A 12,473-nucleotide genomic window follows, 5' to 3' on the forward strand; every position below is an offset into this window, starting at 1 on the left:
AAAATTACATGAATATTAAAGTAAAAATATAAATTATTTTTCTAGAAAATCAGAAAATTTGTTCTTTATCTGTAATCATTATTTCACAACATATTCACGCTTCTAATTTTAAGCTTATTCTAAATTGGAGTGAGTTTAGCAATATGACATTTCTCAGAACTGTGACCATCTCTGCACTGAGCTTACTTTCCTTGGTTTCCTGTAAAAGTTTACCAAGCTATAGCGCAGACTATGATAAAGCAAATGAGCAAATCTCAGGAATTCTATTGAATGATGAACAAGCCCAGCTTATCGGTGAGCGGTTTGTTTCCAGCTTTAATACAATGGGAACTGTTGATTTTGTCAAAAATACAGGCCGACTCTACGCAGATGATTTATACATCAATGATACCCTTTCCCAATTTTCTACTAAAAATGAGCTGGTTAAACATTTTGAAGGAATGAATGAACATGTCAGCAATGTCTCAGTAAAATTAATCAGTGCAACGCACACACAAGATTCGGCCTATATTCATTGGCATATGGTGTATGACTTCAAAATGTTTGGTGGCACGAAAACCATGTCTTCATATGGAATTAGCCAAATCAAAATAAATAACAAGGGCTTAATCGTTTTTCAACAAGATTATTGGGATCCAGCTAATGGGTTATATCGTTCTCTCCCCTATGTCGGGAAAGGTTATTCTTTACTCTTACCTTTTAAAAGATAGTTAAAATCAGTCAAATAAACACCATCATGAACGGCTATGGGTTGTTAAATTTTTGAATCAAATATATAAAATATAAAAGTAGAGGTGGGAAATGCGTAATTATTTAAGAAAAATTGGACTCAGCGCCACATGTCTTATCACACCTTTAAGCTTAGTACATGCAAGTACGCAATTATGTAAAACAGCTCCCCTCATTGTCACGACAAAAGATGTAGGATCAGTAAGCTATTATGCTAATAATTGCAGTCAAAACTGGGAAAATCAAAATATTCGATTAGATTTTACTTATAACCAAAATATTCCAGAATGGGCATTTAAAAAAGCAGCCACTTACTACCTAAAGAAGAATGTGACTAATTTTTCAGACGAATCGGTTTTAAACAAAATTACTGCATTATATCACCCTGTAAAAAAGGGCGATCTCTACACTTTAAATTATGACCAAATGAGCAAACAGTTAAGCTTGTCTCTGAACCAAAAGCAGTTAGGTGCAATTACTGATTCTCAAGCGAATCAATACTTTAAAATATGGTTTGGGGACTCTCCATTTAATGCTAAATTAAAGCAACAATTACTAAATCTATAACTTGATCAAATTATTATGAACAATCAATTTATTCTTATGGTCGAAGATCACTTCGAGCTTGCTGCAACAGTCTGTGAGTTTCTAGAACAACATGGCTTTGTCATTGATCATGCCCGTAATTTAGATGCTGCACGCAATTTTTTAAAAACAAACCCTTATCATTTACTTTTACTGGATATTAATTTACCCGATGGTTCAGGCTACGATTTATGTGAATGGCTGAGGACGGATCAAGGTAAAGATATTCCAATTCTGATGTTAACGGCCAGAGACACATTGGATGATAAATTAAAGGGTTTCACCGCAGGTACAGATGATTATTTAATCAAACCTTTCGATTTTAATGAGTTGGTGATGCGTATTCGGGCGCTTATTAAGCGTTCTCTTGGAGAAGTGTCGACAAGTAAAATCCAAATTCATGACCTAATTTTAGACAGTTCCACCCAAACTGTGACCCGTGCAGGTCAGTCGATTGAGCTCCCCCGTATTCAATTCAAATTGCTTAAAATTTTGATGAGAAACTCTCCAAAAGTCATTACTAAACAAGAGATTGTTATCGAACTATGGGGGGATGAAGAGCCTGAAAGTGATGCATTACGCAGTCATATCTATAACTTAAGAAAAATGATTGATAAACCTTTTCAGGAAAAGTTGATCCATACAATTTCAGGCGTTGGATTAAAAGTTGCTTTTGATCTGAATTCACATTAATCCATATACACCACAACAATTAAACCGGTTGTATTTTCTAATTGTAGATGAGGATGAGTACTCAGATAATATTGACGATCAAATAGCTCAACTCTCCATCCCAACTGAGTACATAGCTTTCTAACCAGTTGTAAACCAATCCCGTGACCTTTGGCTGTAAGTTGAAATTGTGAACTTAACTCCTGAACTTTAAGATCATTTGGCATCTCAATTCCAATTCCATTATCAGCAATCACAATACTGTTTTGACGTTGAATAATATGGATCTTAGAACCCTGAGAGTAATTTAATGCATTGCGTAGAATGTTACTCAACACCATTTTAGTCATTGAGGGATACATCAGTCGAGGAAACTCTTGAGGATCGTAGTGGACAAAAATTTGAATACCTTTGCTTTGACTAACTGGGTCTAGATCCTTTAGCAAATCACTAATTATATTGGATAATCGTGTTTGTTCGGCAGTTAAGGTATTGGTGGTATTGCGTGCGATCGCCAATAAGGTTTCCACAAGCAATTGCATATCTTCAATGGTATTAGAAATACGATGTAGTGCTTTATCTTCCCCATACTTAACCTGACAAAGCTGTACATTGCCTTTTAAAATCGTGAGTGGTGTGCGCAATTCATGACTCACATCTCCTGTAAATTCACGTTCTCGATTGATGAAATCGCTTAAAACTTGATGATATTTTTCCAATGCCTGCTTTAAATATTCAGCCTCCATATTGCCATTGGTACTGATCCCTTGAAAAGGAGAAGCTTCTTTATTTTGATGCGCCCAATCAATATGATCTAAAGCATTTGCCAGTCGCGTAATCGGTGAAAAATAACGTTTAGCTCTCCGATTTGAAAACCATAAGATGCTATACAGTACAATCAGGCTAAACATTAATGGGGCTAAACCAAACATCCATACAATTTTATTGACATTACTTTCACCAAAAACAAGCAGTACATGTTGTCCGTCCTTTTCACCATAAACTGTCATGCGATCTTTGCCATCGACGAAGACACGATGAACGCCCTGTTCCAAAGTTTGGTTTTTAAATGCTACAGGTGGATCTTTACTCTGCCAGCGATAGCCATATAAATTTTTTGTATCAGGTAAATCAGCATTGGGATCACGATCAACTCGCATCCAATAATGTTCCATTTCTTGCTCGAGTGCTGTTTTGAGCAGTGAGCCTTTAATAATCCAGGCACTGCATGCAATGCCGATAATAATCGACAGCGCGATCAGCGCGATTTGCAGCCAATAATGACGATTAAACATCTCACTCAATGGATGAATATTTTCACCGCCTTTATTGGATCTAAACATAAGCATATCTACTGGTAGATTCTCATTTTAATTATACGGTTTTCTTTTTGAACAGGAAGTGACCAATGATCCATTCTTGTCCTTGTTCAAATCCAAACAATTCCGCGCAAGCCATAAAAAAGATACGCCAACGTTGCCACCAGGCATCAGCATGCTGTGCATATACCTGCTCGAAAAGTGGTTTTAATTGTCCAGCGTTGCGATCCATATTTTCAAGCCAGGCATTTGCTGTTTTTTCATAATGTGTACCTGACCATTGCCAATGCTGTGATAACTCTAAATGCGTTTGAAAATGTAAAAATGTCGACGTTGCTGGCATCAATCCACCCGTAAAGAAGTAGCGTGACATCCAATCATATTCACTTTTTATTTCAAATGGATAATGTAAGAAGCGATGGCAAAAAATATGACACCATAACAATCCATTGGGTTTGAGCCATAATTGAATTTTCTGAAATAATTTTTGATAGTTTCTAACGTGCTCAAACATTTCTACAGAAACCACACGATCAAATGAATTTTCTTTTAATTCAAGTATATTGACATCACAGGTGATAATTTTAATATTTTCCAGACCACGTTTTTCCGCTTCAGCTAAAATATGTTGACGTTGCGTTACGGAATTGGATACAGCAGTAATTTTAGCGTTTGGATAATGCTCTGCCATCCATAAGGTAAAAGAACCCCAACCACAGCCGAGTTCCAAGATATTTTGGCCATCATGCAATTGCGCTCGTTCACTGTAGACTTGCAGTGCCAACTCTTCTGCTTCATTTAATTGGGTTGTATCATCAGCAAAAAAACAGGCACTGTATTTTAATCGTTTGCCTAAAACTGCCTGAAAGAAAGCGGTTGGTAACTCATAATGTTGTTCATTGGCTTTGTCTGTTTCAATTGCAATTTCACTCTGCTTCAGCATCTTCAACACATCCATATAGCGTTGAGCACCTTGATCTGGATCATAGCGACCTTCTTGAATCAAACGCTTTTTGCTTAATGTCCGAATTGCTGCACGAATCGCTTGATCGGGCACTAGACCGCTCTCAACGAGTTTCAATGATTGCTGAATAATAAAGTCCATACGCTCACCTATTGTTTGGGTTTCCATGGAAGAAACATAGAAGTTCGTTTTTGATAATCGAGATAATTCTGACCTCGATTTTTTAATGCTTGTTGTTCACTAAATGGAATTCCCGTGATGTAATACAAAAAGAACCACATCAAAATAGGATAAATCCACAGACTATATAATCCTGCTGCCATCCCGATTACAGGGTAGGCAAACCAATGTATCCATTCAAAAAAGTAGTTTGGATGACGTGAATATTTCCATAGCCCCTGATCCATCGTCTTTCCATGATTCTGTGGATTTTGCTTGAAATGGTACAATTGCTGGTCTGCAATTACTTCACCAATAAATGCAATCAGCATAATCATGCCTGCAATAATGAGAAAATCATTGCTTTGGTTATTCCAGACCGTACTTGGCACATTCAGTAAACTCCACATTGGAATACTGAATAAAATTGCTAAACCAGCCTGAAACATAAAAAAAGTAAAAAAGCCAAGGTGTTGATATTTCCCCATCGCTAAACGCATGTTGGCATAACGACGATCTTCTTCGTGCTCGGCCAGATAACGGCGAAATAAATGCACACTCAATCGTAAGAACCAGACAGAACTCAGAACACCTATAAACCATCTGACATTATCTGGTGCGACATCTACACACCAAGCGGTAATGACAATATTCAGGAAAATACAAAAACTCCATGCCACATCAACAATGCCTGCACGACGGTTATATGTTGCCCACAACCAGCAAACGGTCATCACGACTACATCAAGTATAAACAATTGCAACAACATACCTGCCTCCGTGATGCATTACATTAAGTTGATTATTAATAAGCACTTGCTTCGAATAAGAGCTGCACATTGCTAATTACGCCCTCTTTAAAACCACCTTCGCAATAGCAGAGATAAAAATCCCACATTCGTATAAAGTTTTCATCAAACCCTAAGGCCAATACATGAGGTGTGGCATTTAAAAAGCGTTCACGCCATTGATGAATCGTTTCAGCATAGCTAAGCCCAATATCTTCAAGATGTTTTAAACGTAGTTTCTGTTCAGATGCAGCTTGAGTCAGCACACTAATACATGGAATAAAGCTACCCGGAAAAATATAGCGCTTAATATAATCCACTGTACTTAATGCTTTTTTATAGCGTGCATCTTCAATCGTAATGGCCTGAATCAATCCCAAACCAGTTGGCTTGAGCAAGGATCTACATTTATTAAAGTAAGTTGATAAATATTGTTCACCCACAGCTTCGATCATTTCAATAGAAACTAATTTGTCGAATTTTCCTTCTAATAAACGGTAATCCTTGAGTTCAACATTCACACGATGACTTAAGCCTGCTGACGCAATACGTTTATTTGCCTCATCGAACTGAGCTTGTGAAATGGTAATTGTGGTCACTTTACAACCATAATGCTGGGCCGCATAGATCGCAAAACCGCCCCAACCGCTTCCGATTTCAACCAGATGATCCATGGGTTTCAATTGTAATTTTTGGCAGATCAATTCTTTTTTATAATCAGATGCTTGTTCTAATGTCATGTTTTCTTGCTTATAGACCGCACTAGAATACATCATGGAAGAGTCTAAAAAGAGCTTGAAAAAATCATTGCTGAGATCATAGTGCTCTGCAATGTTTTTACGGCTGCCCGATAATGAATTTTTACGTGTTTTGTACCACGCTTTTAAAATCAATTGGCTTGCTTGCGAAAGCATATTTTGATTAATTTTATCAAGAACATGGCGGTTTCTCGCTAAAATTTGGATCAGTTCAACTAAGTTTTCACTGCTCCAATATCCCTGAATATAACCCTCTGCAGCCCCAAGCACACCATTTTTAAAAATTAGATCAATGAGGGCTTTATTATGCACATCTACTGTTGCTTCTAGATCAGAAATTTCACCCACAGTGCCATTCCACTCACCACGGAAATGAATTTGACCATGACGAAGTTTTAGCAAGCCCCGTAAAACCAATGGCAGTGAATCGTTTTCACCGAAAATAAGCGTTTTTATCATCTTGTTTTAAATCCTTGTCTTTTTTAGGGTGCCGATAAAATGGAACTTTCTTTCGCCATAAATAAAACGCTTGTAAATAAATCGAAGCGAGCATTTTGAAAGGTTCAAAAACATAATGAACAGCATAACGATTGAGCTGTGAAGGAACTGTGATATTTTCTAATTCAAAAAGCATCGTTGCATCAAAAATTAATTTTTGTGCCTGATGAAGTTGCATATGAATAACGTTTTGAGTATCAGAAAAGTTAAAGCGCCATTTATACTGAATATCCATCGGCATAAATGGAGAAACATGAAAACTTTTTTGAAATTCGAACTCTGCCCCATGATACTCAGAATGGTGTTCTAACTGATCACGACAATCATGCACATATACTTTGCGTTCTTTCCACGGCGTATTTGTGATCTCAGTTAAAATAAAAATAAGCTGTCTTTGACTATTAAAAATAAAATAAAACACCACTGAATTAAAACTGAAACCAAGCATTCGCGGTAAAGCCAACACACGAATTTCTGATTGTATCGGCAAGACCACATCGACTTGCTGCAATAAGATTTTTTTTATTCTTTGTCTTAAATTCCCTGTATAACCCTTCAAAAAATCATTTTCATCTACCTTTAGAATATTCCAGTGTGCTGTTGAGCATAACCATGAATGGCTGAGTTTCGTTGTTATCTGATCTGGATCAAAGTACAAATAGCTTAATGTTGCTTCGAATTGATGTACCTTAGGTGTAAATCGACGATGCCTAATTTTAGCTTTCGCAATCGCAAGTGGAGTTTCTAACATACTCAGCTCCCCTATTCATCAGCCATAGTCATTAAATGTTCTACAACACGTTCAGCACTTCTAGCCCCATCTTCATGAAATCCCCAACCCCAATAAGCCCCACAAAATGAACTGCAATTTTTACCATTTAATTCATGCCAACGGGATTGGGCCTCAAGTGCATTTGTATTAAATACTGGATGCCGATAATGTCTTTCAATATAAATCTTATCTTTGGCTATTGGTGTATTGGGATTAAGTGTAGAAAAAACCTGTGTTTTACAGTTCAAATTTTGCAAACTGTTCATCCAGTAAGTAAAACCAAAGTGAACATTGTCAGTCAAGGTCGGTTGTTCTGTTTGGGATTGAGGAGTCACATGAACATGCCAGCTTGCCCACTGAGAGCGGGATTTTGGCATAATTGCTATATCGCTATGTACCACCATATGATTATCTTGGTAATCAAAACTACCTAAGACTTCACGCTCTATCTCAGATGGCTCACTCAAAATTTCTAATGTGTCATCTGCATGACTTGCAAAAATCACCCAATCAAATTGCTCTTGCCCATGCGCTGTCACAATCGAAATATGATCTTTGCTTCTGATCACTTGCTTTACTTGATTTTTTTTCCAGATAATCGTTGGGCAATGACGTTGAATTGCATAGATGTAGGATATTGAGCCACCTTTGACGGTTTGCCACTGTGGTCGATCTTTTAATTGCAGCATACGGTGATGCTGAAAAAAACTTACCACGAACTTGTAAGGAATATTTCCTACTTGATCAACTGGGCTTGACCAAAGCGCTCCGCACATTGGATAGAGATGTTCATCTCTAAATACTTGTGAATACCCATTGTTATCCAAATATTCTTCAATGGTTAAGTCAGGATGACTTTCTTCAACAGAAACATCTTTATTTTCTTTATAAAAGCGAAGTAAATCGGACAGCATCACTCGAAAGTTTTTATTTAAAAAGTTTTGTGGTCTAACCAATAAAGACCATTTTTTTGAAGGATTATATTGAAGTCCTGTCACCTGGTTATTCACTGAAAAACTCATGTCACTACTTTGTGCTTGCACACCTAATTCAGCAATCATGGCACTAAAGAGTGGATAGTTATACGCATTGAAGACAATAAAACCACTGTCTATGGTTACATTCTTTTGATCAATACTAAATTCATGGGTATCAGTATGCCCACCAAAATAGTTCTCTTTTTCAAAAATAGTGACATGATGCTTTTTTGAGAGTTTCCAAGCAGCATACATTCCAGAAATACCAGAGCCAACAATTGCAATTTTCATGAAGACTCCTTCGTTTGAGTTTTTATTACGTTCATTTTAAGATTTTGTTCTTGGCTTTTATAAGCAGCATAAATACGTTGTGGCACAGGTTTTATTCCCCAGATTAAACCTAGCCAAGACATTACTTTTAAAAGATAATAAGTGATATCAATTTGCCACCAGAAAAAGCCTTGACGCGTACTACCTGCATAATAATGATGATTGTTATGCCATCCCTCACCTAACGTTATAATTGAGAGAAGAAGATTATTACGACTATTATCCCTAGTATCGAAATCTCTACTGCCGTATAAATGGGCAAGTGAGTTAATACATAAAGTCGCATGAATCAATAATACGGTTGAAATAACAAAACCCCAGACCAATAATTGCAGTCCAGAAGTGCCTAAATGTGGATGAGCTATAGCGAGCCATTCGCCCAATACATAGACAGCAAAAGCGGTCATTAAAACAATGGGTAAACTAAAGCGATCTAACCAGATGATTTCAGGAAATTTTAGCCAGTCTTTAATGACATGTTTGCGCGTCGAGAAATTCTGTTCATTCAAAAACCACCCAATATGGCTGTACCAAAAACCATGGGTAGATGAATGAGGGTCTTGTTCTGTATCGGTAAAATGATGGTGATACCGATGATGTGCAGCCCACCAGAGTGGACCACGTTGCGCACTCATTGTTCCTATAAGCAGAAAAATAAATTGTACTGGCCGTGAAGTTTGAAATGTTTTATGAGATAAATAACGATGAAAAAAAGCTGTAATTGCAAACATTCTGATCAGATAAAACATGATCATAAAAATAATTGCAAACCATGAAACGCCTACCCAGAACACAGCTAAACAAGCAATGTGCAGTAAAATAAATGGAACAATTCTCAACCATTGCACTTGAGTATCTTTAATGCTTTTAGGGCCATCAACTGGATTTGATCCAACCGTATTTGTATTTGACCAACTATCTATCCATCCCAGAAAAAATTTAAACATTGATTCTTCCTGATTACCTCTTTTTTATAATTATCATTTTAGAAAATTCGATATGAAGTTTATGTGAAGCCTGATTCACAACTATCTATACTAATGCAAAATTATTAAAAAAACATATGTTTATATTGAAATTAATTTTTCAATACTAGATAATTTATCTAGAAATGTCATAAGCAAACTAAAGATGTCATATGGAATAAATCAACGATCAAATGTTTTAAATTTTTTTGAAAGTTGAGATAAAGTCCTAATCTGCTTTCCATAACGGCGACATGAACGGCAAGCCAATAAATGCAGTTGTAGATTGCTTTGCTCTCGAAATAAAAGCACTCTATCCTGCTTCTCGGATAATAGTTGGGTGGCTTGTCGACAGGTCAACATGAGCAATCCTCCTTCAATAACCACTTATTCTCCAAACATTCGCGCAGACGCGTCCGACTTCGATACATCAGTACATTAAAATTTGAGACGGTGAGTTCAAGCTTTTCACAAATTTCATTGGAACTCAGCTCAATCATCTCTCGTAGCATAAACACCTGAGCGTATTTCGCGGGTAAGTGATTCAAACACGCATCAAAAACAATCCAGAAATCTTGTTGTTCCATCATTTCTTCTGGGCTTAGCCAAGCTTGTGGGGCTTCATATTTGTGCCAATGTCCTGAAGCATCAAATAAAGCATCGATACTGAGTTCACTTTCTTCATCCGTAAAGAGTTCACTCATAGTCACTAAACGGGATTTTTGTCGGATCAAATCAATAATCTTATTTTTTAAAATCGCAAACACCCAGGTTTTGAACGCAGCTCGCCCTGTAAAAGAGTCTAAATGTTGAAATGCACTGGCCAGTGCTTCCTGCACCACATCTTCTGCCTGAGGCAATGAAGCAAGTTGTAAAACAGCAAATTTAATCATCTGTTGTCTTAAATCCTGTAAAAAAGCGGGATTATGCAACTGATCTAAGAAGTCTTCATGATTATGTGCTGAAGCTGAATTCATCCCTGTATCTCATCATTATTATGGGGAACATGAATTAATCTTAACCGAGTTAATAATGCTTTTAACTCATAGATTTGTATTTGAATCTCTTGCTCAGATAACTCTGGAAGAAAGGATTGGATTACATCATGTAAATCTTGTTGCACCAATCTCTTTTGGCTCAGTTGTTCGATTAAAACAGCAAATAAAGGTGACAACGCTTCAACACATACCTGATCAAGAGCATCGCGCCATACCATAATTGCACTTGGTACTCTTTCTATCTGTTCAAGTGTCATTGTAGTGGTCCAATCATAGACAGGATATTGATAAACCAAGACCCATAATTGCGTGGTTAACTGCCAATCTTGCTCTTGAGCCAAAATTGGAGATTTGATCTCAACTGTGTCTAAATATAATTCTAACCATTCATACTGCAATAATTCGGCTAGCCAAGGATATTGCTTAAATACAAAATGCTGTTGCTCATTCAGGTATTCGCGAAATTGCAAAGAAATATCATTGTAGAAAGGTGAATGACACTGCGATTTTTGAAAAAATTCTATCAATAATTGCTGCCATTGCCGCTCAGGCAACATGGAACGTGCGACTGGAAACACCAGATTTATAAATGAGCAGACGTTATTAAACAGCAAATCTCGATAGATCTGCATTCGATCGATCGCAAAGTTCTGCGGCAACTCTAATTCAGGATCACGAATCCAATCACAAAACTGCCGTTGTGTGGTGTGAAATGACACGGGCTTTGCTTCCATCACGACTCTCCTGTTGTTGCATGATTTTGATTTTGTTCAACTCATCTTGTAGCTGCTGCCATGATGGAATATTAAAATCCCGTTCTAATAAGGTCGGTTTTACGCCACAAATTTGATAAGTGTATTGTAAAAGCTGACAAACAGGATCATTGATTGCAGCTCCATGCGTATCAATCAATAGGTTGGATTCAACTTGTTCATGGCCTGCGATATGCAAGTAACGGATTCGCTCTTTCGGCATCGCTTGAATAAAAGCATAGGCATCACTGTTATGATTGATACTATTCACATAGACATTATTGACATCGAGCAGCAATTCACAGTCTGCTTGCTGAATTACTTCACGCACAAATTCAGCTTCACTCATCTCTGCATTGGGCATCAAATAAGTCGAGACATTTTCGATCACCAGTTTTTGCCCCAAAATATCCTGAACACGTAAAATTCGTTCAGCCACATATTTCACTGCGGCTTGGGTCATTGGAATGGGTAATAAATCATATAGATAGCCACCATCGTGGGTATAACTTAAATGTTCTGAATAAATCGCAATCTCATAGCGTTGCATGAAACTTTTAACTTGTTTGATAAATTCCAGATTCAGTGGATGAGGTCCACCAATTGATAATGATAAGCCATGGCAAATTAAAGGTGCTATCTCAACACATTGAGCCAATAGTTTGGCATGCCGACCACCAAGACTCATCCAGTTTTCAGGTGCAACTTCAATAAAATCGGGATGCCTATCAGCACTTAAAAAACTATCGATAAACTCGCGCCTTAAACCCAGTCCCATACCTTTCAATTCGAACATGTTTATGCTCCTGTCATCGAAATGATGCCGACCTAAGTTTGAGACCGACATCATTCAAGACTTAATTGATTATTTAGCACCACACTTGCCATCAGCCATTTTTTTATCAGCGCCGCATTTTGCATCAGCAGCTTTCTTGCTTGCACCGCACTTGGCATCTGCTGCTTTTTTCGCTGCGCCACATTTTGCTTCAGCCGATTTTTGCTGTTGTTTCGCTTTATTCGCACCACACTTAGCTTCACCACATTTTCCATCGGCGGCTTTACTTGCATGTGCCTCTGTTGTTGTCGTGGTTGCTGCGACAGCTACTTGTGTTGCACCAACCATTGAAAGTGCTAACAAAGCGGCGACAGAGGTCATTGAGTTAAGTTTGTTCATTTTTCTATTCCTTTTAAGGTTATTGCTCGGTTT

General features: G+C 37.4%; 15 protein-coding genes. 3 read left to right on the forward strand and 12 right to left on the reverse strand.

Features of this window, described 5'->3' with window-relative positions; translation table 11 throughout:
* Window positions 1–143: 143 nt before the first annotated feature.
* The 3 genes from F909_RS04865 (at window position 144) to F909_RS04855 (ending at window position 2,007) form a co-directional block, all read left to right on the forward strand.
* Window positions 144–710, forward strand: a complete 567-nt coding sequence (locus F909_RS04865) for a nuclear transport factor 2-like protein (protein ID WP_005152989.1) — start codon at window positions 144–146, stop codon at window positions 708–710.
* Window positions 711–801: 91 nt separating this feature from the next.
* Entirely contained in the window at window positions 802–1,296 is a 495-nt protein-coding gene (locus tag F909_RS04860; RefSeq protein ID WP_005152990.1) for a chalcone isomerase family protein, read from the forward strand.
* A gap of 15 nt (window positions 1,297–1,311) precedes the next feature.
* Window positions 1,312–2,007, forward strand: a complete 696-nt coding sequence (locus F909_RS04855; RefSeq protein WP_005152991.1) for a response regulator transcription factor — start codon at window positions 1,312–1,314, stop codon at window positions 2,005–2,007.
* Here the strand turns inward: F909_RS04855 and F909_RS04850 are convergent.
* The 12 genes from F909_RS04850 to F909_RS04795 form a co-directional block, all read right to left on the reverse strand.
* The gene (locus F909_RS04850) at window positions 2,004–3,329 is read right to left on the reverse strand and encodes a sensor histidine kinase (RefSeq protein WP_005152993.1); all 1,326 of its coding nucleotides are present in this window, start codon (window positions 3,327–3,329) and stop codon (window positions 2,004–2,006) included. The two genes, F909_RS04855 and F909_RS04850, sit on opposite strands and share 4 nt — an antisense overlap.
* 31 nt (window positions 3,330–3,360) lie before the next feature.
* Complete coding sequence (locus F909_RS04845; RefSeq protein ID WP_032878205.1) at window positions 3,361–4,410, reverse strand: SAM-dependent methyltransferase; 1,050 nt, start codon at window positions 4,408–4,410, stop codon at window positions 3,361–3,363.
* Between the two features lie 8 nt (window positions 4,411–4,418).
* Window positions 4,419–5,198, reverse strand: a complete 780-nt coding sequence (locus F909_RS04840) for a DUF1295 domain-containing protein (RefSeq protein ID WP_005152997.1) — start codon at window positions 5,196–5,198, stop codon at window positions 4,419–4,421.
* 35 nt (window positions 5,199–5,233) lie between these two features.
* Entirely contained in the window at window positions 5,234–6,433 is a 1,200-nt protein-coding gene (locus F909_RS04835) for an SAM-dependent methyltransferase (RefSeq protein WP_005152999.1), read from the reverse strand.
* A complete protein-coding gene (locus tag F909_RS04830; protein ID WP_005153001.1) occupies window positions 6,408–7,223 on the reverse strand; it encodes a DUF1365 domain-containing protein in 816 nt (271 codons plus the stop codon). The genes F909_RS04835 and F909_RS04830 overlap by 26 nt, the downstream gene beginning before the upstream one ends.
* A gap of 11 nt (window positions 7,224–7,234) precedes the next feature.
* Window positions 7,235–8,512, reverse strand: a complete 1,278-nt coding sequence (locus F909_RS04825) for an NAD(P)/FAD-dependent oxidoreductase (RefSeq protein ID WP_005153003.1) — start codon at window positions 8,510–8,512, stop codon at window positions 7,235–7,237.
* Window positions 8,509–9,498 (reverse strand): acyl-CoA desaturase, encoded by a 990-nt coding sequence (locus F909_RS04820; protein WP_005153005.1) that lies wholly within the window; start codon window positions 9,496–9,498, stop codon window positions 8,509–8,511. Before F909_RS04820 ends, F909_RS04825 begins: the two co-directional genes overlap by 4 nt.
* Window positions 9,499–9,699: 201 nt before the next feature.
* Complete coding sequence (locus F909_RS04815; RefSeq protein ID WP_005153006.1) at window positions 9,700–9,879, reverse strand: zf-HC2 domain-containing protein; 180 nt, start codon at window positions 9,877–9,879, stop codon at window positions 9,700–9,702.
* Window positions 9,873–10,493, reverse strand: a complete 621-nt coding sequence (locus F909_RS04810; RefSeq protein ID WP_005153007.1) for an RNA polymerase factor sigma-70 — start codon at window positions 10,491–10,493, stop codon at window positions 9,873–9,875. The genes F909_RS04815 and F909_RS04810 overlap by 7 nt, the downstream gene beginning before the upstream one ends.
* The gene (locus F909_RS04805; protein WP_005153009.1) at window positions 10,490–11,248 is read right to left on the reverse strand and encodes an HvfC family RiPP maturation protein; all 759 of its coding nucleotides are present in this window, start codon (window positions 11,246–11,248) and stop codon (window positions 10,490–10,492) included. The genes F909_RS04810 and F909_RS04805 overlap by 4 nt, the downstream gene beginning before the upstream one ends.
* Window positions 11,199–12,062 (reverse strand): HvfB family MNIO-type RiPP peptide maturase, encoded by an 864-nt coding sequence (locus F909_RS04800; RefSeq protein ID WP_005153011.1) that lies wholly within the window; start codon window positions 12,060–12,062, stop codon window positions 11,199–11,201. The genes F909_RS04805 and F909_RS04800 overlap by 50 nt, the downstream gene beginning before the upstream one ends.
* A gap of 69 nt (window positions 12,063–12,131) precedes the next feature.
* On the reverse strand, window positions 12,132–12,440 hold the full coding sequence (locus tag F909_RS04795; protein WP_005153013.1) for an HvfA family oxazolone/thioamide-modified RiPP metallophore: 309 nt from the start codon (window positions 12,438–12,440) through the stop codon (window positions 12,132–12,134).
* Between the last annotated feature and the right edge of the window lie 33 nt (window positions 12,441–12,473).

It is taken from the genome of Acinetobacter sp. ANC 3929 (assembly GCF_000369405.1).
Taxonomy (GTDB): Bacteria; Pseudomonadota; Gammaproteobacteria; order Pseudomonadales; family Moraxellaceae; genus Acinetobacter.

Excerpts from the sequence above, each read along its gene's own strand:
- F909_RS04865 (WP_005152989.1), top strand. The coding sequence starts at position 144 with ATGACATTTCTCAGAACTGTGACCATCTCTGCACTGAGCTTACTTTCC.
- F909_RS04860 (WP_005152990.1), top strand. The coding sequence starts at position 802 with ATGCGTAATTATTTAAGAAAAATTGGACTCAGCGCCACATGTCTTATC.
- F909_RS04855 (WP_005152991.1), top strand. The coding sequence starts at position 1,312 with ATGAACAATCAATTTATTCTTATGGTCGAAGATCACTTCGAGCTTGCT.
- F909_RS04850 (WP_005152993.1), bottom strand. The coding sequence starts at position 3,329 with ATGTTTAGATCCAATAAAGGCGGTGAAAATATTCATCCATTGAGTGAG.
- F909_RS04845 (WP_032878205.1), bottom strand. The coding sequence starts at position 4,410 with ATGGACTTTATTATTCAGCAATCATTGAAACTCGTTGAGAGCGGTCTA.
- F909_RS04840 (WP_005152997.1), bottom strand. The coding sequence starts at position 5,198 with ATGTTGTTGCAATTGTTTATACTTGATGTAGTCGTGATGACCGTTTGC.
- F909_RS04835 (WP_005152999.1), bottom strand. The coding sequence starts at position 6,433 with ATGATAAAAACGCTTATTTTCGGTGAAAACGATTCACTGCCATTGGTT.
- F909_RS04830 (WP_005153001.1), bottom strand. The coding sequence starts at position 7,223 with ATGTTAGAAACTCCACTTGCGATTGCGAAAGCTAAAATTAGGCATCGT.
- F909_RS04825 (WP_005153003.1), bottom strand. The coding sequence starts at position 8,512 with ATGAAAATTGCAATTGTTGGCTCTGGTATTTCTGGAATGTATGCTGCT.
- F909_RS04820 (WP_005153005.1), bottom strand. The coding sequence starts at position 9,498 with ATGTTTAAATTTTTTCTGGGATGGATAGATAGTTGGTCAAATACAAAT.
- F909_RS04815 (WP_005153006.1), bottom strand. The coding sequence starts at position 9,879 with ATGTTGACCTGTCGACAAGCCACCCAACTATTATCCGAGAAGCAGGAT.
- F909_RS04810 (WP_005153007.1), bottom strand. The coding sequence starts at position 10,493 with ATGAATTCAGCTTCAGCACATAATCATGAAGACTTCTTAGATCAGTTG.
- F909_RS04805 (WP_005153009.1), bottom strand. The coding sequence starts at position 11,248 with ATGGAAGCAAAGCCCGTGTCATTTCACACCACACAACGGCAGTTTTGT.
- F909_RS04800 (WP_005153011.1), bottom strand. The coding sequence starts at position 12,062 with ATGTTCGAATTGAAAGGTATGGGACTGGGTTTAAGGCGCGAGTTTATC.
- F909_RS04795 (WP_005153013.1), bottom strand. The coding sequence starts at position 12,440 with ATGAACAAACTTAACTCAATGACCTCTGTCGCCGCTTTGTTAGCACTT.